Origin of the sequence: Caulobacter sp. SL161, assembly GCF_026672375.1 — a bacterium.
Taxonomy (GTDB): domain Bacteria; phylum Pseudomonadota; class Alphaproteobacteria; order Caulobacterales; family Caulobacteraceae; genus Caulobacter.
The window spans coordinates 1,808,470-1,830,750 of sequence record NZ_JAPPRA010000001.1 but is presented as its reverse complement, the minus strand read 5'-3'; the positions used below and the strand labels follow the sequence as shown (position 1 = coordinate 1,830,750).

General features: G+C 67.6%; 15 protein-coding genes and 1 pseudogene. 11 read left to right on the top strand and 5 right to left on the bottom strand.

Annotated elements, in window-relative coordinates; all coding sequences use genetic code 11:
* Positions 1 to 2 precede the first annotated feature (2 nt).
* Together OVA11_RS08820 and OVA11_RS08815 are read right to left on the bottom strand one after the other, a co-directional pair.
* Positions 3 to 740, bottom strand: a complete 738-nt coding sequence (locus tag OVA11_RS08820; RefSeq protein ID WP_268067072.1) for an ABC transporter permease — start codon at positions 738 to 740, stop codon at positions 3 to 5.
* Between the two features lies 1 nt (position 741).
* Positions 742 to 1,728 (bottom strand): ABC transporter ATP-binding protein, encoded by a 987-nt coding sequence (locus tag OVA11_RS08815; protein WP_268067071.1) that lies wholly within the window; start codon positions 1,726 to 1,728, stop codon positions 742 to 744.
* A gap of 133 nt (positions 1,729 to 1,861) precedes the next feature.
* Here OVA11_RS08815 and OVA11_RS08810 point away from each other — a divergent pair, with 133 nt between their 5' ends.
* From OVA11_RS08810 to OVA11_RS08790, 5 genes are all read left to right on the top strand, one after another.
* Complete coding sequence (locus tag OVA11_RS08810; RefSeq protein WP_268067070.1) at positions 1,862 to 2,809, top strand: UDP-glucuronic acid decarboxylase family protein; 948 nt, start codon at positions 1,862 to 1,864, stop codon at positions 2,807 to 2,809.
* A 75-nt stretch (positions 2,810 to 2,884) separates the two neighbouring features.
* Entirely contained in the window at positions 2,885 to 4,867 is a 1,983-nt protein-coding gene (locus OVA11_RS08805; RefSeq protein ID WP_268067069.1) for a TonB-dependent receptor, read from the top strand.
* A gap of 87 nt (positions 4,868 to 4,954) precedes the next feature.
* A complete protein-coding gene (locus OVA11_RS08800) occupies positions 4,955 to 7,378 on the top strand; it encodes a M1 family metallopeptidase (protein WP_268067068.1) in 2,424 nt (807 codons plus the stop codon).
* On the top strand, positions 7,375 to 7,899 hold the full coding sequence (locus tag OVA11_RS08795; RefSeq protein WP_268067067.1) for a DUF6702 family protein: 525 nt from the start codon (positions 7,375 to 7,377) through the stop codon (positions 7,897 to 7,899). The genes OVA11_RS08800 and OVA11_RS08795 overlap by 4 nt, the downstream gene beginning before the upstream one ends.
* Before the next feature lie 67 nt (positions 7,900 to 7,966).
* Positions 7,967 to 10,222: a TonB-dependent receptor domain-containing protein gene (locus OVA11_RS08790; protein WP_268067066.1), complete on the top strand. Its 2,256-nt coding sequence runs from the start codon at positions 7,967 to 7,969 to the stop codon at positions 10,220 to 10,222.
* A gap of 47 nt (positions 10,223 to 10,269) precedes the next feature.
* Here OVA11_RS08790 and rfbA read toward each other — a convergent pair whose 3' ends face one another.
* A complete protein-coding gene (gene rfbA, locus OVA11_RS08785) occupies positions 10,270 to 11,139 on the bottom strand; it encodes a glucose-1-phosphate thymidylyltransferase RfbA (protein WP_096032857.1) in 870 nt (289 codons plus the stop codon).
* Entirely contained in the window at positions 11,136 to 12,038 is a 903-nt protein-coding gene (gene rfbD / locus OVA11_RS08780) for a dTDP-4-dehydrorhamnose reductase (protein WP_268067065.1), read from the bottom strand. Before rfbD ends, rfbA begins: the two co-directional genes overlap by 4 nt.
* Positions 12,039 to 12,235: 197 nt before the next feature.
* Between rfbD and OVA11_RS08775 the strand changes: the two genes are divergently transcribed.
* Positions 12,236 to 12,406, top strand: coding sequence for a DUF2256 domain-containing protein (locus OVA11_RS08775; protein ID WP_096032855.1), 171 nt, complete (start codon positions 12,236 to 12,238; stop codon positions 12,404 to 12,406).
* Between the two features lie 51 nt (positions 12,407 to 12,457).
* Here OVA11_RS08775 and OVA11_RS08770 read toward each other — a convergent pair.
* Positions 12,458 to 14,435, bottom strand: a pseudogene (locus OVA11_RS08770) (TonB-dependent receptor).
* 139 nt (positions 14,436 to 14,574) lie between these two features.
* On the opposite strand from OVA11_RS08770, the gene OVA11_RS08765 reads away from it, so the two are divergent.
* From OVA11_RS08765 to OVA11_RS08745, 5 genes are all read left to right on the top strand, one after another.
* On the top strand, positions 14,575 to 15,600 hold the full coding sequence (locus OVA11_RS08765; protein WP_268067064.1) for a LacI family DNA-binding transcriptional regulator: 1,026 nt from the start codon (positions 14,575 to 14,577) through the stop codon (positions 15,598 to 15,600).
* Positions 15,601 to 15,750: 150 nt separating this feature from the next.
* Positions 15,751 to 18,204, top strand: a complete 2,454-nt coding sequence (locus tag OVA11_RS08760; RefSeq protein WP_268067063.1) for a TonB-dependent siderophore receptor — start codon at positions 15,751 to 15,753, stop codon at positions 18,202 to 18,204.
* A gap of 98 nt (positions 18,205 to 18,302) precedes the next feature.
* The gene (locus tag OVA11_RS08755; RefSeq protein WP_268067062.1) at positions 18,303 to 20,132 is read left to right on the top strand and encodes an alpha-amylase family glycosyl hydrolase; all 1,830 of its coding nucleotides are present in this window, start codon (positions 18,303 to 18,305) and stop codon (positions 20,130 to 20,132) included.
* Complete coding sequence (locus OVA11_RS08750) at positions 20,114 to 21,037, top strand: ROK family protein (protein ID WP_268067061.1); 924 nt, start codon at positions 20,114 to 20,116, stop codon at positions 21,035 to 21,037. Before OVA11_RS08755 ends, OVA11_RS08750 begins: the two co-directional genes overlap by 19 nt.
* Positions 21,034 to 22,269, top strand: a complete 1,236-nt coding sequence (locus OVA11_RS08745) for an MFS transporter (RefSeq protein ID WP_268067060.1) — start codon at positions 21,034 to 21,036, stop codon at positions 22,267 to 22,269. Before OVA11_RS08750 ends, OVA11_RS08745 begins: the two co-directional genes overlap by 4 nt.
* The last annotated feature ends 12 nt before the right edge of the window (positions 22,270 to 22,281 follow it).

Here is a 22,281-nt window from a genome sequence, read left to right as displayed (position 1 = left end):
GGTCAAGCGTCCTGCCGGCGCCAGGCCATCACGGCGCCGATCAGGGCTGCGAGCGTCATGGCGGCGAGGATCGAAACATGGCGCTCGACATCGGCGAAGGGCTGCATCCCCGAAGTCATCTGCGACAGCTGGCCGAAGTGGTACGAGGGCGTGAACACGGCGATCTTGCCGAACCAGGCGGGCATGGCCTGCAAAGGGATCCACAGGCCGCCGAAGAGGCTGAAGCCCAAGAACACCAGGTTGGTCAGGGCGGTCGCCCCCTGTGAGCCCATGCGCAGACCAAGGTTCAGGCCGATCAGGGCGAAGGGGATTGTCGAGCCCAGACCCAGGCCCAGGGTCGCGGCCCACTGCCAGGGCTCCATCCGGACGCCGCCGACATAGGCCAGCCCGCCCAGAAGGGCGATCGCCACGGCGATCAGCGCCAGCGCCGCCGCCAGACGTCCGGCCAGATACCCGCCCGCCGGCAGGGGCGCGATCTGCTTCAGTTCCACCAGCTTGGCTTCGCGCTCGGCGGCCACGCCGGCGCCGAAGCCGAACATCGCCGGCGCGATGGCGGCGAAAATCACATAGTTGGCCAGCATCATGTGGGCGATCTCTTCGCGCCCCTTGCTGAGGCCCAGACCCATCACGCCATAGAACAGCAGTGGCAGGATCACGCTGGGAACCATGAACTGGGGCGTACGCCAGGTGGCCAGGACCTGGGCGCGGGCTTCACGGAGATAGACGGCTAGGGTGTGCATCTCAGGCGACCTTGGTTTGACGTTGCGGGGCGGCCGCTTGGCCGGCTTGGACGAGGCGATCGACGGCGTCTTCCAGCGACGCGCCGGAGACCGTCAGGTCATCCACGGTTTCATCGCGCGCGAGCAGTTCACGCAGGGTGGCGGGGGCCGAGGTGGTCAGCAGCGTGACCTTGCCGCCGTCGCGGCTGACACCGGTGACCCGCGCCAGGGACGCCAGCTCGGCGTCAGACAGACGCGTCCGACAGCGGATCGCGACGCCCGATACACGGGACTTGATGGCTTCGGGCGTGCCATCGGCGATCACCTGGCCGTGGTCGATGACCACGATGCGGTCCGCCAGGGCCTCGGCCTCGTCCAGATGGTGGGTGGTCAGCAGCACGGCGCAGCCGCGCGCGATCTCGGACCGCACCGCGCTCCAGAGCGCGCGGCGGGCGTCGATATCCATGCCGGTCGTCGGCTCGTCCAGCACGAGAAAGTCGGGGCGCCCGGCGATGGCCAAGGCGAACTGGACGCGGCGCTGCTGACCGCCCGACAGCGCGCCGCAGCGGCGCTTTTCCAGCCCCTCGAGGCCGGCCAGGCGAACCACCTCATCCAGCGGGCGCGGTTTGCGATAATAGCCCCGGAACAGGTCGATCTGCTCGCGAACGCTCAGAGTGTTGGGCAGCCCGGCGCTCTGCAGCATCACGCCCATGCGACCCCGGCTCGCCAGCGTCCGAGGATCGCCGCCGAACAGGAACGCCTCCCCTGCGTCAGGTCGCAGGCGGCCCGTCAACAGGGCGACGCTGGTGCTCTTGCCCGCGCCGTTCGGCCCCAGCAGGGCGACGCACTGGCCGGGACGGATGGCGAGGTCCAGGCCGTTCAGCGCCAGGGTCGCGCCCCGGCGTTTGAGAACCTTGCTGAGGATCGCGATCGGCGGCTCGGTGGATTGGGGTGACATGGTCGGCTCCGTCTCTATGGAGCCAAGATCGCCCGGGACGGCGTCCGCCATCAGTGCCGGGCGTCACGCGCTGGATATGACAAACGTCACCCGCGCCGGGCGCGTCATATGGCGCGGTGTTGGTCCTGGACGAGGCCCGGCTATAAAGGTCGTCAAAGCTGAGTCCCGGGGAGTCTGGTCGCTGATGCACACGCAGAGAATCCTGGTCACGGGCGGCGCGGGCTTTGTCGGCTCGCATCTGTGCGACCGCTTGCTGGAGACCGGCGCCGAAGTGCTCTGCGTCGACAACTACTACACCGGCTCACGCCTGAACGTGGCGCAGAACCTTTCCAACCCGCGCTTTGAACTGCTGCGTCACGACGTGACCATGCCGCTCTATGTCGAGGTCGATCAGATCTACAATCTGGCCTGCCCCGCCAGCCCGGTGCACTACCAGTTCGACCCCGTGCAGACGACCAAGACCAGCGTCCACGGCGCGATCAACATGCTGGGCCTGGCCAAGCGCGTGAAGGCCAAGATCCTGCAGGCCTCGACCTCGGAAGTTTACGGCGATCCGACCATCCATCCGCAGGTCGAGAGCTACTGGGGCAACGTCAATCCGATCGGGCTGCGCTCGTGCTATGATGAGGGCAAGCGCTGCGCCGAGACCCTGTTCTTCGACTACTGGCGCCAGCACAAACTGCGCATCAAGGTGGCGCGGATCTTCAACACCTATGGCCCGCGCATGCATCCCAACGACGGGCGCGTGGTCTCGAACTTCATCGTCCAGGCGCTGAAGGGCGAGGACATCACCCTGTATGGCGACGGCCACCAGACCCGCTCGTTCTGCTATGTCGACGACTTGGTCGATGGCCTGATCCGGCTGATGAACACGGGCGACGAGGTGACCGGCCCGATCAATCTGGGCAATCCCGTTGAATTCACGATGAAGCAGTTGGCGGAGCTGGTCCTGGAACTGACCGGCAGCCCGTCGACGATCGTTCATCGTCCCCTGCCCTCCGACGACCCGCGCCAGCGCCAACCCGACATCACCCTGGCCAAGCAGGTGCTGGACTGGACGCCCACCGCGCCGCTCAAGGTGGGACTGATGAAGACGATCGAGTATTTCGACGGCCTGCTGAAGGCCGCGTAGGCGCGGTCGCTCCGGGCTGATCCATTTTTTCGCGGCGAACTTGCTCCCAGGTTGGGGCTCGCCTAACAGCGCCGCATGATCCGTCGTCTTGCGCTCCTATCGCTGCTTTTCGCCACCGTTTCAGCGCCGGCCCTCGCCCAGGAGGTCGAAGCGATCTCGGTGTGGGGCCAGCGCGCCAATGATCTGGGCCGCGCGACCTCGGCCAGCGAGGGGCGTATCGCCTATGCCGACTTCGCCTCACGGCCGCTGCTGCGTCCAGGCGAACTGATCGAGGCGGTGCCGGGCCTGGCCGCCACCCAGCACTCGGGCGCGGGCAAGGCCAACCAGTACTTCCTGCGCGGCTTCAACCTGGATCACGGGACCGACCTGGCCGCCTCGCTCGACGGCGTACCGCTGAACCTGCCCTCGCACGGCCATGGCCAAGGCTATCTGGACCTGAACGTCCTGACGCCCGAATTCGTTCACGACATCAGCTTCAAGAAGGGACCCTACTCGGCCGAGAACGGCGATTTCGCCACCGCCGGGGCGGTGGCCTTCGAAACCGCCGACCACCTGCACGGCGACGGCTTGCAGGTCTGGGCCGGCGAGAACGACTACTATCGCGCCGTCGGCTCCAAGGCCCTGACCAGCAACGTCCTGGTCGCCGCCGACGTCACCACCAACGACGGCGCCTGGACCCAGTCCGAGGACCTCAGAAAGATCAACCTGCTGGGCCGCGCCATCGTCAACGGCTGGTCGATCACCGCCCTGGCCTATGACGCGCGCTGGACCGCCACCGACCAGATCCCGCGCCGGGCGGTCGAGTCGGGTGTTCTGGACCGCCTCGACACCGTGGACGCCACCGATGGCGGGACCACCTCGCGCTACATGCTGTCAGCGCGGAAACGCGACCTGCTGCGCGGCCTCGACACGGTGGCCTATGTCCAGCGCTACACGCTCGATGTGTTCTCGAACTTCACCTACTTCCTCGATGATCCGGTCAATGGCGACCAGTTCGAGCAGGTCGATCAGCGCTGGATCTATGGCGGCGCGATCACCAAGCGCTGGGCCCTGGGCCAGGGCTGGAGCGCGCGCACCGGAGTCACCGCGCGGGTCGACGACATCGGCCAGGTGGGCCTCTATCGGACCACGGCCAGGCAACGGCGCGCGACCGTGCGCCAGGACGCCCTGACCCAGTGGTCGACCGCCGTCTGGGGCGAGGCCTCCAAGCGCTTTGGCCTGCTTGACGTGACCGCCGGACTGCGCGCCGACGCGATGGGCGCCGACGTGAAGGCCGGCGATCCGCGCAACGCCGGAACGGTCAGCGATGTCCTGCTGTCGCCGAAGCTGACGCTGGCTTGGCGGGTCTCCAAGACCTTCGAGCTCTATGCGGACGCGGGGCGCGGCTTCCACTCGAACGACGCCCGGGGCGCGGTGATCACGGTCGACCCCGTCTCCGGCGATCCGGCCGACCGCGCGCCGCTGATCTCGCCGACAGACGGGGCGGAGCTGGGTCTGCGCTGGCGTCGCGATGACCTGACCCTGACGGCCGCCGCCTGGGCGCTGCACGTCGACTCCGAGCTCGTCTATGTCGGTGACGCCGGCTTCACTGAGGCCTCTGGGGCGACCCGCCGCCGGGGGATCGAGCTCCTGGCCGATTGGCGGCCCACGGCGCGGCTGAACCTGACCGCGTCCTATGCCGGAACCCATGCCCGTTTCACCAACGGCGACCGGATCCCCAACGCCGTGGCCTCGGTGTTCACCGGCGGGGCGAGTTGGAAACTGGGTCCGACCTCCAGCGTGACCCTGACCTATCGCCGCCTGGGCGCAGCTCCGTTGATCGAGGACAACTCCGTACGCTCGCGCCCCACGGGGCTGGTCAATGCGCTGTTCGTGCGGGACTTCGGTTCGGCCAGCCTGATGGTCGAGGTGCTGAATCTGGCCAACAGCCGCCGCGACGACATCGCCTATTTCTACGCCTCGCGCCTGCCCGGAGAGCCGGCGGACGGCGTGGAGGACGTGCATTTCCACCCGGTCGAGCCTCGCGCCATCCGGGCGGGCATGAAGATTAAATTCTGACCCTCGCGGCGAAAATGGGATGATTTTCGCCGCGCCGCCCGTCAAAGTCCGTGCGGGGTTTCGTCAGGGTTCTGAGTTGAGGGGCTATTGAACTTGTCCAAGCGTTCCATTCGCTACGCCGTGGCCGGCGTCATCGCCGCCGCGCTCTCCGTCACGGTCGCGCACGCCGACGCCATCAAGCAGACCAAGGCGCCGTTCGACGACAAGTTCCGCCAGCTTGAAGGCGAGGACTGGCCGACGCCGACCGACTATCGCAACGCCTCGGGCGCGCCGGGCTATCGCTACTGGCAGCAGAAGGTCGACTACGACGTCGCCGTCCGCCTGGACGAGGACACCAAGACCCTCACCGGTCGCGAGACGATCACCTACCGCAACAATTCGCCCGACAGCCTGCCCTATCTGTGGCTGCTGCTGGACCAGGACGCCAAGCGCAACTCGATCAGCAAGATGACCGAAACGGTCTCGGGCGACTCGATCAGCCTGGGCCAGGTGCGCCGCATCCAGCGCTTCAAGGAGTGGGAAGGCGGCTTCACGATCAAGTCGGTGAAGGACGCCTCGGGTCGTCCGCTGAAGTTCACCGTGGTCGACACCCTGCTGCGCATCGACCTGCCCACCGCCGTTCGCGCCAATGGTGGCGAGACCAAGTTCACGATCGAATGGTCGCTGCCGCTGGTCGAGAACAAGGTCATCGGCGGCCGCAGCGGCTATGAGTGCTTCACCGGCAAGGGCGAAGACGGCAACTGCATCTACGAAGCCGCCCAGTGGTTCCCGCGCCTGGCCGTCTACTCGGACTATGAGGGCTGGCACAACAAGGCCTTCCTGGGCTCGGGCGAGTTCACCCTGGAGTTCGGCGACTACCGCGTCGCCCTGACCGTGCCGTCCGATCACGTGGTGTCGTCCACGGGCGTGCTGCAGAACCCGGCCGCCGTGCTCAGCCCCGCCCAGCGTGACCGCCTCGCCAAGGCTCGGACGGCCAGCGAGCCCGTCTATGTCGTGACGCCTGAAGAGGCCGCCGCCGCCGAAAAGGGCAAGGCCAAGACCGAGAAGACCTGGATCTTCCAGGCCAGCAACGTCCGCGACTTCGGCTGGGCCAGCTCGCGCAAGTTCATCTGGGACGCCCTGGGCGTGAAGCAGGAAGATCCCAAGGCCGAGCACCCCGTGGTCATGGCCATGTCGTTCTTCCCCAAGGAAGCGCGGCCGCTGTGGGACGCCTATTCGACCAAGTCGATCGCCCACACGCTGAAGGTCTATTCGGACTTCACCTTCCCCTATCCCTACCCCGTGTCGCAGTCGGTCAACGGCCCGGTCGGGGGCATGGAGTATCCGATGATCACCTTCAACGGCCCGCGGCCGGTGAAGGACAAGAAGACGGGCGCCCTGACCTATACCGAGCGCGCCAAGTACGGCCTGATCGGCGTGGTGATCCACGAGGTGGGTCACAACTACTTCCCGATGATCGTCAACTCCGACGAGCGTCAGTGGACCTGGATGGACGAGGGCCTCAACAGCTTCCTCGAGTTCCAGGCCGAAATGCTGTGGGACAAGAACTACCCGGCGCGTCGCGGTGAGCCCAAGGACATCGTCGACTACATGGTCAGCCAGGACCAGGTGCCGCTGATGACCCAGTCGGACTCGGTGATCCAGTTCGGTCCGAACGGCTACACCAAGCCCGCGACCGCCCTGGTGATCCTGCGCGAAACGGTCATGGGCCGCGAGCTCTTCGACCGCGCGTTCAAGGAGTACGCCAACCTGTGGCGCTTCAAGCGCCCGACGCCGTACGACTTCTTCCGCACGATGGAAGAGTCCTCGGGCATCGATCTCGACTGGTTCTGGCGCGGCTGGTTCTACTCGACCGACCACGTCGACATCTCGCTGGACAAGGTCGTCAAGGCCCGCCTCGACAGCGGCGATCCCGACGTCGAAGCCGGCGTGCGCCGGGCGGCTGACGCCAAGGAGCCGGAATCGCGCACGGCGGCCAACAACAAGGGTCCGACGGTCGTCGAACGCGACCCCAAGGTTCGCGACTTCTACAACGAAACTGACCAGTTCACGGTGTTCGACAGCGCCCGCAAGCGGGCCAAGACGGCGCGCGCCGAGATGACCCCGGAAGAGCTGGCGGCCCAGGACTTCAAGGACAACTTCTACCGCTTCACCTTCCGCAACATCGGCGGTCTGGTGATGCCGGTGATCCTGAAGATGGACTTCGTCGACGGCAGCACCGAGACGGTCCGCATCCCTGCCGAGATCTGGCGCAAGAACTCCAAGCAGGTCACCTGGCAGTACGTGACCGGCAAGGAGCTGAAGAGCGCCGAGCTGGATCCGCTGTGGGAAACCGCCGACGCAGACCGTGGCAACAACGTCTATCAAGGCGCCATCACGCCCATGACGCTGAAGCTGCCGAAGTTCCCCGAAGCGCCCAACCGGATGAAGGACGCCAATGTGAAGGTCGAGCCGGGCGGTCTGGGCACCTTCCCCGCTGAAGAGCCCAAGAAGGACGACGCGGCCAAGTGATCAAGCGCGCGGTCGCCCTGTTCGCGGCGGTGAGCTTCGCGCTCGCCCCGCTCCCGGCGGCCGCGCACCGCGGCCACGGCGCCATGAGCGTCGTGGACATCGACGTGCGGTCCGGCGAGGTTCGGGTCAGCCACCGGGTTGCGACCCATGACGCTGAACCCGCTCTCGCCCTGATCGCGCCGGACGCCCAGACCAGCCTCGACGATCCCGAGGCCGTCGAGGCGTTGAAGCTCTATATGGACAGGCGCTTTGTGGTGGCGGTCGCTGACCAGCCGGTGGCGCTGACCCTCAAGGCCATGACTCTCGGCGCCGACGAAGTGCGCTTCGAGTATGCGGGCAAGGTCTCCACGACCCAGACCCGCGCCAACGTGGCGGTGATCGCCGCCATGTTCGCCGACGTCTATGGCGATCAGGTCAATCAGGTGAACATCCGCCGCGCCGGGGTGACCCGCACCCTGGTCTTCGCCGGCGCGGAAGCGGCGACGCCCCAGGCGTTGGACGCGATCGAACCGGCGCCCTAGCCCGGCCTAGGTGACAATCGTCACCCCGCCGGCCTGACGCCCGGCACTGCAGCGCGCTCAGTCTCTGATGCAGTTTCCTCGCCAACAGAGGAGACTTTCCATGACCATCCCGCCCCGCCGAGCCGCCTTGCTGGCCGCCACCGGCCTGGCCGCCCTGAGCACGGCCGCCTTCGCCCAGACCCCGTCGGCCACGCCGCCGGCCAAGAAGGACACGTCCAACCAGGTCCAAGGCGTCACCATCACTGCGCCGGCGTCCCAGGACATGCGGACCTCGATCGATCGCCGCAGCTACAGCCTGGGCAAGGACCTGCAGGCCACCACCGGCTCGGTCGCCGACATGCTGCGCAACGTGCCCTCAGTGCAGGTCGATGTGCAGGGCAATGTCAGCCTGCGCGGCGATGCCAATGTCACCATCATGATCGACGGCAAGCCGTCCGGCATGTTCAAGGGCGACAACCGCGGCCAGGTCCTGCAGCAGATCCCGGCCAACCAGTTCGAGCGGGTCGAGGTGATGACCAACCCCTCGGCCGCCTTCAGCCCCGAGGGCACGGCTGGCATCATAAACCTGATCACCAAGCAGCAGCGCGGCGTCGGCATGACCGGCTCTGTGCGCGGCAACTTCGGAAGCGAAGGCCGCAAGAACGCCAGCGTCAGCCTGGCGCAGAACACCAAGAACCTGACCGTTTCGGCCGACGCCGGCTGGCGGCGCGACAAGGCCAAGGGCGAAATTGTCGATGAACGCGAGCGTCTTGACCCGACCAGCGGCGCCTACGCCACCAGCCGTCAGAAGGTGAACTTCACCAGCCGAGGTCAATCGCACAACGCCCGCGCCAGCATCGACTACGACCTCGACAAGCGCACGCGCGTCAGCGCCGAGGCCCGCTATAACGACATGCGCTACGACTCCGCGTCCGGCTCGTCATTCGAGGGCAAGACGCCCGCCGGCGTTCCCAACGTACGCTTCCAGCGCCTTAGCGACGGCGCCATGAAGCGCTCGGTTGCGGGTCTCAGCGGCGACCTGCGTCGCAAGCTGTCCGGCGACGATCACGAGTTTACGCTCAACGCCAGCATCGAGCGCACGCGCAATAGCCAGGGGGGCCTGGCCGAGACCTTCAGCCAACTTCCGATCATCCCGACCGCCCTGGAGAACGTCCGGACCAGCGACGAACTGGTCCAGACTCGCCTGAAGGCCGAGTACAAGCGCCCCCTCGCCGACGGCGCCAGGCTGGTGGCCGGCTACGAGTTGCAGCTCAACGACAACGACTATGACAACTACGGCGCCCGCGGCCCGAAGGGCGGCGTGCTGGTCGTCGACACGGCGCTGACCAACCGCTTCCAGTTCGATCAGGCGGTGAACGCGGTCTACGCGACCTACAGCCGCCCGATCGGCGACTGGACAGTGATGCCGGGCCTGCGCGTCGAGCAGGTGACGATCGACACTAACCAGATCACCTCGCGCCTGACCGATAGCTACGACTATCTCCGCGCCTATCCCTCGCTGCACCTGCAGTACAAGGTCGATGACCTGCGCCAGGTCAACGCCAGCTACAGCCGCCGGATTCAGCGGCCGTCCGCCCAGGACCTGAACCCCTATCGCATCTTCCAGGACCCCTACAGCTATCGCCAGGGCGACCCGCGCCTGAAGCCGCAGGTGACCGACGCCTTCGAGGTGGCCTACCAGGTCCGCAAGGGCTTCAACTACTATCTGGGCACGCTGTACTGGCGCGAAGCGCGCGACGGCGTCACCGACGTGGTTCGCGACATCGGCGACGGCGTGCTGCTGACCACCAAGGCCAACCTCGCCAAGAGCCGCAGCGGCGGCCTGGAGCTGGTGGCCAACGCCCGCTTGTCGCCCAAGCTGTCGTATACGATCAGCGGCAATACGGCCTGGACTGAAATCGGCGCGACGGACCTTGGCTTCCCGGACAAGCGTTCGGCGTGGACGGTCTCGGGCTATGCGGCCCTCAACATCCAGGCCACGCCCAAGGACTTCCTGCAGATCAGCGGCTTCGCCACGGGCAAGCGCCTGACCCCGCAGGGCTACAAGGCGCCGACCGGCATGCTGCTGCTGGGCTACCGCCACAAGTTCAACGATCGCCTCTCGGGCGTCGTGACCGTGCAGGACGCCCTGAAGACCTTCGGGGACAAGACGGTGATCAACACGCCGGCCCTGAAGAACCGCCGAGACATGGATCTGGACCTGCGCGCGGTCTTCGTCGGCTTCACCTACGGCTTTGGCGGCCAGGGCGTTCCGAACCCGCGCCGGGCCCGCGAACCGGCCTTCGACTTCCAGACCACGCCGGGCGGCGTTGGGCCCATGTAAGTCTTGCGACCGGCGTCCTCTGAGGACGCCGGTCCCAGGCTCCAAATCTAGCGGACGCCGATCACGGTGCGCAGATAGCCGCCATAGGCGCTCTTGCCCAAGGCGTCGGCCAGGCGCTCCACTTGGGCGGCGTCGATGAAGCCCTTCTGGTAGGCGACCTCTTCGGGGCAGGCGATCTTGAAGCCCTGGCGCTTTTCCAGCACACGCACGAACTCGGCGGCCTCCAGCAGACTGTCGGGCGTGCCGGTGTCGAGCCAGGCGTAGCCGCGCCCCATCAGCTCCACCGACAGGTCGCCACGCTCCAGATAGGCGCGATTGACGTCGGTGATCTCCAGCTCGCCGCGCGCCGACGGCTTGAGGTCCCGCGCGATGTCGACCACGTCGCCATCGTAGAAGTACAGACCCGTCACCGCCCAGTTCGACTTGGGAACCTTCGGCTTCTCCTCGATCGACAGGGCCGTCATGTCCTTGTCGAACTCGACCACGCCGTACCGTTCGGGATCGTTGACGTGATAGGCGAACACCGTCGCCCCCTTGGGCCGCGCCATCGCCCGCGTGAACAGATTGGTGATGCCATGGCCGAAATAGATATTGTCGCCCAGGATCAGCGCCGAGGGATCACGACCGACGAAATCCGCGCCGATCACATAGGCCTGGGCCAGGCCGTCTGGGCTGGGCTGCACGGCGTACTGGATATCGAGGCCCCACTGGGAGCCATCGCCCAGCAGGGCCTGGAAGTTGGGCGTATCGCGCGGCGTCGAGATGATCAGGATCTCGCGAATCCCCGCCAGCATCAGCGTCGACAGCGGATAATAGATCATCGGCTTGTCGTAGATCGGCATCAGCTGCTTGGACGTGACCAGGGTCATCGGATGCAGCCGGGTGCCCGAGCCGCCGGCGAGAATGATGCCCTTCATGCAGGGGCTCCCTGTACGCGCAAGTCCGCGATGATGTCCGCCACGGCCTCTGTCCAGGGCCGGGGGTGGATGGCGTAGTCCGCTGCGATCCGGTTGGTCAACAGGCGTGAGTTACGCGGACGTCGGGCCGGGGTTGGATATTCGCTGCTCGGAATGCCCTCGACCTCGGCATGAACGCCTCCGTGGGCGTGGCTGAGACGAAAGATTTCCCGCGCCAGATCCGCCCAGCTGGCCTCGCCCGAATTGACGAAATGATAGACGCCGGTCGGCGCCTGCGGGTCGGCGATCATTCCCAGCGTGATGGTTTTCAGCGCTTCGGCGATGTCGCGCGCCGAGGTCGGACAGCCCAGCTGGTCTTCGACGACGCGCACGACCGGGCGGTCGGCGGCGAGGCGGAGCATGGTCTTCAGAAAGTTGGCGCGATGGGCGCTGAGCACCCAGGCGGTCCGCAGCACGACCGAGCGCGGATTGCCCAGGCGCACGGCCATCTCGCCGGCCAGCTTCGAGGCGCCGTAGATCCCGATCGGACCGACCGGGTCGTCCTCTGCATAGGGTCCCGGCTTGTCGCCGTCGAACACATAGTCGGTGGAGACCTGAATCAGCGGAATGTCCCTCGCCCGCGTCACCTCAGCCAGCAGGGCTGGTCCGATGGCGTTGGCGGCGAAGGCGGCCGCGACCTCGCTCTCGGCCTTGTCGACGGCCGTCCAGGCGGCCGAATTGATCACCGCGGCGAAGGGCCTCGCCTCGAAGGTGGCCCGGATCGACGTCTCGTTCGTCAGGTCCAACGCCGCGCGGGACGGCGCATGCAGCACGATCCCGTCCGGCCATGCGGCGCCCAAAAGCTCCAACCCCACCTGCCCGGCGCCGCCGGTGACGAGAATATGCGTCTTGTCGGTCATTCGCCCCTACCTACGCGGTCCGCGACCAGACCAGCAAGGCCAACGGTGACAATCGTCCTCTCGCGCGGCGCGCCCGCAGCGCTCAGACCCCCTGCCCACGCCGGCGGGATCGTCAGCGCTGGACGCGCGCATCCGATCTCGTCGGCGCCGCGTACCCACGAGGTCTCCGCCAGAAAAGTCCCGATCCAGGGTTCGTGATGAAAGCCGCCAAGCGTCCCAAGGCCACGACGCCCGACAAGATCTGCGAGGCTTGCGGCCGTCCCTTTTCGTGGCGGCGCAAATGGGCCCGCGACTGGGACAGCGTGAAGACCTGCTCCGACCGCTGCAAAGGCGCGCTCCGGGCCGGCCGCACGGCGTCGGCGACATAGCGCGCGCGACTCATCCCCTTGAGTGCTCGGGAAGACGACCGCTTCCCCCGCCTATCGCCTCAGCGCAAAGCCCACGAACACCGTGCGCGGCGCGGCGTAGCTGGTCACGCCATCGGCGGTCTGACCCACGGCCAGGTCGTGGTTCAGCACGTTGTCGGCCGCGACATAGATCTCGCTCGCGGGGGTGAGCCTCCAAGCAGCGCGGACGTCCAGCCCTGCGCCCGCCTTGAGACGACGCAGGTTCAGATCGTCTTCGTAGCGAAGCCCCTCATAGCGCAGAGCGGCGTCGAGGCTCAGACGCTCGACCGGACGCCAGCGCGTCCCGGCGGTGACCGTCACGGCGGGAGCCTGGGCCGGGCGCTTGCCGGTCAGCAGGCGCGCCCCCCCGCGCCATCGACACGTGCGTGGGTCCAGGAGACGGCGCCGCGCAGGGCCCAGGCGGGGGTCAGGTCAAGCTCGACGTCCCCTTCAACGCCATAGGCGTTGATCTCACCCACATTCCGCCGCTGGCGCAGCACGCCGCCCGCCGGGATGAAGCCCGCGACCGGAAAGCTTCCCGGTCCGGCGCCGATGGTCACGTTGGTGATCGGGTCCCGGACCTGATTGTAGAAGGCCGCGAGGCTCCACCGCACGCTCCCCTCGCCGACCAGGCCGGTCTCGAGCCCGTACAGGGTCTCGGGCTTCAGGGCCGCGTTGGCTTCGGTCACGTCATTGCCCACCCGAAAAGGGCGGTGCAGCTCATTGAGGGTCGGGGGACGAAAGCCGGCATAGGCGGCGGCGCGCCACCAGGTGTCGCCTTTCAGGCGCTGGCGAAGCCCCGCGCGGGCGGTCGGGGTGGTCCCCGAAGCATCGCCGATCGGCGCATCGAGCGTGGCGGCGCCCGTCAGCGCGTCGCGTTCGCGCCGCACCCCCGCATAAGAGCGCCAGCCGTCCAGGCGCGCGCCAAATGTCAGTGAAACGTCTTCCCGCGCCAAGGCGGTCTCGGCGTAAAGGCCGCCGACCAGCGTCCGCCCCCCGGCTTCGCGCACGCGGGTGAAGGCGCCGGACTGGTAGCGGAAGCGCTCGTTGACCCGACCTTCGGTGGCGCGAACGTCACCGCCCAACTCCCAGGCCCAGCCCCCCTGGCGGCCCTGCCAGGCGGCATTGAGGCCGTAGCCGGTGGCCGGTGTCGAGAACTGGTCGTTGGCCGGCGTGGTCGAGGCACGTCCCGCCGCTACCGCCACGGAGGTGTTCTCAAGATCGCTGCGCCGCGCCCAGGCCTGCAGCCGCCAGGCGTTGCCGGCGAGGGTCAGGGCCAGCGATCCACCGGTCGCGTTCGACCCTGCGCCGACAAGGCCCGCGTCACGCCGCTCCTGGTAGGCGCCGGCGCGAAGCGCCCAGCGCACCGAGGTCAGGCTGCCCTGCAGTCGAACCGCGAGCGAACCATCCTCAAGCGTTGTCGGCGTGTCCGCCGCGCCGCGCCGCGCGTCGCGGACCGGGTCGTATCCGTCGGTCCGCGATCCGCGGGCGGTGAGCAGCAGGTGGTCGGTTCCAAGGGTCCCTGCCACACGCCAGCTGTCGCGTGCGCCGACCTGAATGTTCAAGCTGGACAGCCCCCTCCGGCCGCCCGCTCTCGAAGCGCGACGACGCCGGTCAAGGCGCCGGCGCCATAGGGACCCGCGCCCGCGCCGCGCACGATGGTGGTGCCGGAAAGCCCCTCACCCGGCAAGGCGGTCCAGATCACCCAACCACCGAACGGATCATTCTGCGGCGCGCCGTCCAGCGTGACCAAGGCGCGCCCCGCGCCCGACGGTGCGACGCCCCGAAGGGACAGGCCCTGAATCGTCGGGTTGGCCGCGTCGCTGCCGGTTCTGCGGAACAGGGAGACCCCGGGGGTCGCCTTCAACACCACATCCAGCCGGTTGGCCGCGCTCAGCGCCTCAGCGTCGTAACGGGCCGTCGAGAACGCCTCCTGGCCCACCAGAGGCGGCAACCGCGGCGCCTCGACGACGACAGTGGCGACGGAGGCTGGGGGGACGTCGAACGGCACGGATTACTCTCTAAACGTTTGGCTAGGACTGGCGGGCGGTGACGCCTTGGTCAAGACGTCGGGGCCCCAGACTCGACATCGCATCGGCGTCCGTCCGCCAACCGTTGTCGCGGCCCAGCGATAAACTAAGCTTGCCCCCATGAGTCGCCAGCCCACCGAGCCCAAGTCGGCCCGCCTGAAGATGGCGGACATCGCCAAGCTGGCGGGGGTTTCGACGTCGACAGTGTCGCGCGCCCTGGCCGGAAATCCGTCCATCCCCCAGGCGCTGCGGGACCAGATCTCCGAATTGGCCAGGACCCATGGCTATGTGATCAACCAGTCGGCTCGGAGCCTGCGCCTCCAACGCACCCATACGATTGGCCTCATCGTGCCCCTCGGGCACGAGCGCGATCAGTTGATCACCGATCCGTTCTTCCTGGAGATGATCGGCCGTCTCGCCGACGAGATCACGGGGCGGGGCTATGAGGTGCTGCTCAACAAGGTCGTCGCGCCCCGGGTCGACTGGCTGCGCCGGATCGTCCAGTCCCACCGCTCCGACGGCCTGTTGATTATCGGCCAGAGCGATCAGCACGAGGCGTTGAACGCACTCGCCGACACCTATCGCCCCCTCGTCGTCTGGGGCGGCGACATCGCCGATCGCCGCTATTGCACGGTCGGCTCGGACAATGTCGCCGGCGCCCGGCTCGCCACCCGGCACATGATCGCCCAGGGCCGCCGGCGGATCGCCTTTCTGGGACTGCCAGGAGCGCCCGAGGTGGAACTGCGGCGCGAAGGCTATCTCCAGGCGCTCAGGGAGGCGGGCCTGAGCCCCTATCCGGAGCTCAGCGCTCCGGCGCACTTCACGATCGAGTCGGCCGAACCCTCGGTGCGGGCGCTGATCGACAGCGGCGCGACCTTCGATGGCGTCCTGGCCGCCTCCGACCTGATCGCCGTGACGGCGATCAACACCCTGACCGCCGCCGGGCGCGCGGTTCCCGACGAAATCTCGGTGGTCGGCTTCGACGACATCAGCTTGGCGCGCTACAGCGCTCCGCCGCTCACGACAGTGCGGCAAGACCTGGCGACGGGCGCGCGCACCATGGTGGACCTCCTGTTCCGCCGTATCGAGGGGGCCTCCACAGAGTCGGTCTTCATGACGCCCGAGCTCGTCGTGCGCGGCACGTGAGACCGGACAACGAAGGTGTTGCGAAACTAACGCAATCGATTGCTAAAAGTTCCAGGTCGTGCTTTTCTGACTTCGCAATCGATTGCGAGATGATCACTCTCGCCCACGAACCCCTCGCCACAAGAAGCGAGGGCGCATGAGGAGGAAGATATGAACCGGCAAAAGTCGCGCCTGCTCGTGGGCGCCGCAGTGCTCGCCATGCTGCCGCTGGCGGCGCACGCCCAACAGAGCGCCACAAACAACGATCAGGACGTCCTGGAACTAGACGCGGTCGTCATCACCGCCTCGCGCGACGGCGCGACCAAGATGAACTCGTCCATTTCCGTCAGCGCGTTGTCGGCCGATCAGATCCTGGCCCAGGCCCCGCGCTCGACCGCCGAAATCTTCCGCGGCCTGCCCGGCGTGCGTTCGGAAGCGACGGGCGGCGACGGTAACGCCAACATCGCCGTGCGCGGCCTGCCGGTGGCCTCGGGCGGCGCCAAGTTCCTGCAGTTGCAGGAAGACGGCCTGCCGGTCATGGAGTTCGGCGACATCGCCTTCGGGAACGCCGACATCTTCCTGCGCGCCGACCAGAACGTCTCGCGCATCGAGTCGGTGCGCGGCGGTTCGTCCTCGACCTTCGCGTCGAACTCGCCCGGCGGCGTCATCAACTTCATCAGCAAGACCGGCGAGGTCGAGGGCGGCGAGATCGCCCTGACCAAGGGTCTTGGCTACGATCATACCCGCCTGGACTTCGACTATGGCGCGCCGCTCAGCGACACCCTGCGCTTTCATGTCGGCGGCTTCTATCGCGAGGGCGAAGGCGCCCGGAAGTCGGGCTACACCTCGGAAAAGGGCGGCCAGATCAAGGTCAACCTGACCAAGGACTTCGAGAACGGCTTTATCCGGCTGAACGTCAAATACCTGAACGATCGCGCCGTCGGCTATCTGCCGATGCCCACGCGGGTGACGGGCTCGAACAGCGATCCCGATATCGGCTCCTTCGCCGGCTACGACATCGGCCGCGACGACCTGCAGTCGATCTACCTGGCCCGCAATCCGGGCATCGACGGCGACGGCAATCGCCGGAGCAGCAAGGTCTCCGACGGCATGCACCCCGAGACCCTGCAGTTCGGCGCCGAGGCCAAGTTCGACATCGGCGGCTGGAAGATCGAGGACCGTTTCAAGGTCGCCAAGACCTCGGGACGCTTTGTCGCTCCCTTCCCCGCCGAGGTTCTGTCAGCCCAGGCCCTGGCGACCTCGATCGGCGGCGCGGGCGCGACCCTGCGCTACGCCAACGGCCCCAGCGCCGGCCAGACGATCACCGCGCCGACCAACCTGAACGGCAATGGTCTGGCGATGCGCATCCACATGTTCGATGTCGAGATCAACGACTTCGGCAACGCCATGAACGACCTGAAGCTGTCGCGCAGCTTCGACACGGGCGCCGCCGTGGTCGACGTGACGGTGGGCTATTACAAGTCGCGCCAGACCATCGCCATGGACTGGCTGTGGAACACCTTTGTCTCGGAAGTGAAGGGCGATAACGCCGCCCTGCTGGACGTCTACAACAGCGCCGGGACCAAGCTGACCCAGACGGGTCTGGCCGCCTATGGCGTGCCGCTGTGGGGCAACTGCTGCACCCGACGCTATGACGTCACCTATGACATCGACGCGCCGTATCTGAGCCTGTCGAGCCGCATCGGCGATCTGAGCCTGGACGCCAGCCTCCGCCGCGATGAGGGCAAGGCGCGCGGCCTCTATGCCGGGGCCAAGCAGGCCACGGTGGACGTCAACGGCGACGGCGTGATCCAGACCGTCGAGCAGAGCGTGTCGGTCATCGACAACGCCAACGCCTCGCCGGTCAACTACGACTGGGGCTACACCTCCTGGTCGCTGGGCGCGAACTACCAGTTCAATCCCGACGTCGCCGCCTTCGCCCGCGTCAGCCGCGGCGGTCGCGCCAACGCCGACCGCCTGCTGTTCGGCAAGGTCCGGGCCGACGGCACGGTGTCCAAGGAAGACGCCGTCGACATGGTCGATCAGGTCGAGGGCGGGGTGAAGTATCGCCGCGCCGGCTTTGGCCTGTTCGCCACGGCCTTCTGGGCCCGCACCCAGGAGCAGAACTTCGAGGCCACCAGCCAGAGGTTCTTCGACCGCACCTACAAGGCCAAGGGTATCGAACTTGAGGCCAGCTACCGGATCGGCGACTTCTCGGTCACCGGCGGCGCCACCTATACCGATGCGGTCATCGACAAGGACGCCCTGACGCCCGCCGTCGTCGGCAACGCGCCGCGTCGTCAGGCCAAGTGGATCTACCAGTTCGCCCCGACCTGGACGATCAATGACAAGGCCACGATCGGCGCCAGCGTCATCGGCACCACCAAGGCCTACGCTCAGGACGACAACCAGCTGATCTTCCCGGCCTACGGCCAGGTCAACGCCTTCGCCGAGTACAAGCTGGCCGAGACGCTGTCGCTGTCGGTCAACGCCAACAACCTGTTCGACAAGGTCGGTTTGACCGAGGCGGAGGAAGGCGCGATCACGGCGGGGTCGGTCAATGCGATCCGCGCCCGCTCGATCAACGGCCGCACCGTCACGGCGACGCTTCGGTACAGCTTCTAGCCCCCATCGCCGACGGGTTTCCTGCCCCGTCGGCGCCTTGGCCTCGCCAGAGCGCTCCCCACGCGCTGGCGAGGCCACTCCTTCGCGAGCGTTCCGGCATGATTTCCACCGCTTCGATCCCGACGTCGCACGACGATACCGTCCAGGCCCGGTTCGCCGCGCTGTGGCCGGTCGTGGAATCGCGGTTCGCCAAGGTCTATAGCGCGGACGGGCGCGGACCCGCCGTCCTCGAACGCCTGAAGACCCGTCTTCTCAAGGCCGCCCATGCGCGGCCAGAGCCGCTGCGCGCGCTCGATGCGGCGCGGGCGGCCGATCCCGCGTGGCTGCACGCGCCGGGTCAGACCGCCTACACCTTCTATGTCGATCGCTTCGCCGGCGACCTGAACGGCGTTCGCGGCAAGCTGGACTATCTGACCGAGTTGGGCGTGCGCTGGCTTCACCCTTTGCCGCTGCTGGAACCGCGCCCCGGCGACAGCGACGGCGGCTTTGCGGTCGCCGACTATCGCAAGGTTGATCCGCGCCTGGGCACGATCGACGACCTGGAAGCCCTGGCCAGCGACCTGCGCCAGCGCGACATGGGCCTGATCCTCGACGTTGTCTGCAATCACACCGCCCGCGAGCATGCCTGGGCCACCAAGGCCCGCGCGGGCGATCCCGCCTATCGCGACTACTACATCGTGCTGCCAGATGCGCAGAGCGCCGCAGCGCGCGATCGCGAGCTGATCGACGTCTTTCCCGACACCGCGCCGGGCAGCTTCACCTACGACGCGGACATGGGCGGCTATGTCTGGACCACCTTCTATCCGTTCCAGTGGGACCTGAACTACGCCAACCCCGCCGTCTTCGCCGAGATGCTGGACGTGCTGATCTTCCTGGCGGCGAAGGGCGCCCAAGGCTTCCGGCTCGACAGCGCCCCGTTCCTCTGGAAACAGGCCGGCACCACCTGTCGCAACCTTCCGCAGACCTACGACATCGTCGAAGCCTGGCGCGCGGCGCTGTCGATTGTCGCGCCGGGCGTCGTGCTGCTGGCCGAGGCGATCGAGAGCGTCGAGGACGTCCTGCCCTTCTTCGGCGGCGAGACCCCCGGCTGCAACCTCGCCTACAACAACGTGGTCATGACGGCCCTGTGGGCGGCGCTGGCCGACGGCGATGCGGCCATCGCCCGGCGCTGCCTGGCGGTCGCATCGCGCAAGCCGCCCCAAGGCGCGTGGCTCAACTATGTGCGCTGCCATGACGATCTGATCTGGAACGCCCTGGCGGCCTATGCCCCGGCCAGTGACCTGCGACGTTGGTCAAACGCCTATGGGCATGGCGAGAGCTTCTCGCGCGGGCGGGCCTTCCAGACCGCCGAAGGGGGCGTTCCGTCGACCAACGGCATGGCGGCCGCACTGGCAGGCCTGACTTCCGACGCCGATAGCGACAGCCTGGGCGCGCGGCGACTTCGCTTGCTGTACGGGATCATCCACGCCCTGGACGGCTGGCCGCTGATCTATATGGGCGACGAGATCGGTCTCGATAGCGACGAGGCCTATCAGGACGACCCGCTGCGCGCGGGCGACGGGCGCTGGCTGCACCGTCCGCAGATGGACTGGTCGCTGGCCGAGCGTCAAGGCGAGGTCGGCGCGCTGCAGGCCGACCTGTTCGCCGCCTTCGCCAGGCTGGGCCAGCGCGCGCGGCGCCTGGCGACCCTGGGCGTCGCCGGTCCTGCGCGGCCGGTTGAAGTGTCCTCGCCGGCTGTTCTGGCCTTCCTGCGCGATGAAGGCGCGCAGCCGTTCCTGTGCGTCGCCAATTTCTCGGATGCGCCGCAAGACGTCGAACTGCCCCCGGCGTTCGCCCAAGGCGCCGAGGATGTGCTTGATGGCGCCCCCTCCCCCGCCGGAGCCGTCAGCCTGCCGCCCTATGGCATCACGTGGCTGGTCGCCCGATGAGCCGGATCGCCGCGATCGAGCTGGGCGGCACCAAGGTGATGGTGGCCTTCGGATCGGGGCCGGACGACCTGTCGCCCCCCCTCCGCATCCCCACCACGACGCCGACGGAGACCCTGGCCCGGATCGAAGACGCGCTCGCCGCCGAGCAAGGCCGCTTCGATGCGATCGGCGTGGCCAGCTTCGGCCCCATCCGGCTGGACCCTGCCGCGCCGGACTGGGGCCATATCCTCAAGACCCCCAAGCCCGGCTGGTCGCACGCCGATGTGGCCGCCCGGCTCGTCCGGCGGTTCGATCGGCCGCTCGCCCTCGATACTGACGTGAACGGCGCGGCCCTGGCCGAAGGGCTCTGGGGCGCGGCCCAGGGGCTTGGCGACTATGCCTATGTCACGGTCGGCACCGGCGTCGGCGTGGGGCTCGTCGTCAACGGTGCGCCGACGCACGGTCTGCTGCATCCCGAGGCCGGTCATATCCTGGTCCGGCGCGATGCGGCCCAAGACCCCTTCGCCGGGTCCTGCCCGTTCCATGGCGATTGCCTTGAAGGCCTGATCAGCGGACCGGCCCTGGCCGCGCGGACCGGCGCGCCTGGCGAGTCGCTGTCCAAGGACGACCCCGTCTGGGTGCTGGTCGCCGACTATCTGGCCCAGCTTGTCGCCAACCTCGCCTTGATCGCCTCGCCCCGGCGCGTGATCATCGGCGGCGGCGTCGGGGGCAATCCGCAGCTTTTGGAGCAGACGCGGACGCGGCTGCAGACACACCTGGCCGGCTACCTCGCGCCGCTCGAGCAGAGGTCCGAGATCGACGCCTTCGTCGCGGCGCCGGGCCTCGGCGCGAACTCCGGCCTGCTCGGCGCGGTCGCGCTGGGCCTTCGACACGACGCCACCCGACGCCAGGACCTGACGCCATGACCCAGACCGCTTCTGATGCGTCGCGCGATCCGCGCCTGATCCGTATCCTGACCTATCTGATGTTCATGATGTTCGCGATGACCACCGACTCGGTCGGTGTGATCATTCCCCACGTCATCAAGACCTTCGATCTGGGCATGGCTGCTGCGGGATCGTTCCACTACGCCAGCATGGCCGGGATCGCACTGGGCGGGGTCTGCCTGGGCTTTCTGGCGGACCGGCTGGGTCGCAAGGCCACCATCGTGCTGGGCCTTGTCGCCTTCGCCGTGACGGCCTTCCTGTTCGCGGTCGGCAAGGACTTCGGCTTCTTCGTCGCCCTGCTCTTCCTGTCGGGCCTGGCGATCGGCGTCTTCAAGACCGGGGCCCTGGCCCTGATCGGTGACATCTCCTCCTCAACCCGCGCGCACACCGCCACCATGAACATGGTCGAAGGCTTCTTTGGCCTCGGCGCCATCATCGGACCGGCCATCGTGACCGCTCTCCTGACGCAAGGCGCGTCGTGGAAGTGGCTCTATGTGATCGCCGGCGCGCTGTGCGTGCTGCTGATCATCGCCGCGCTGAACGTGCGCTATCCGCAAACCCCGCCCATCGCCCAGCAGAAGCTGGATCCCCGGGTGACTCTGGCCATGTTCGGCAACCCCTACGCCCTGGCCTTCAGTTTCGCGATCATGCTCTATGTCGGGGTCGAGACGGCGATCTATGTGTGGATGCCGACCCTGCTGGCCGACTACAAGGGTCCCGCCGTGCTCCTGGCGGCCTACGCTCTGTCGGTTTTCTTCATCCTGCGCGCGGCCGGCCGCTTCCTGGGCGCCTGGCTCCTGAACCGGCTGTCGTGGACGCAGGTCGTGGCGATCTGCAGCGTGGCGATCCTGATCTGCTTCGGCGCCGCCCTGGCCGGCGGACGCGCCGTGGCCGTCTTCAGCCTGCCGATCTCGGGCCTGTTCATGTCGGTGCTCTATCCGACCATCAACTCCAAGGGCATCAGCTGCTTCCCCAAGGCCGAGCACGGCTCGGTCTCGGGCGTGATCCTGTTCTTCACCTGCGTCAGCGCGGTGATCGCGCCCTGGATGATGGGTCTGATCAGCGACCGGTTCGGCGACGCCGTCTACGGCTTCGCCCTCGCCACAGGCCTGGCCGCGCTGCTGGCGGTGCTGGCGGTGTTGAACCTGGTTTTCGACCCGAGCCGAGCCCGCCTCGAAGCCAGGCAAGACGCGGACTACGTCCTCCCGTGAAGCGCGCCCCCG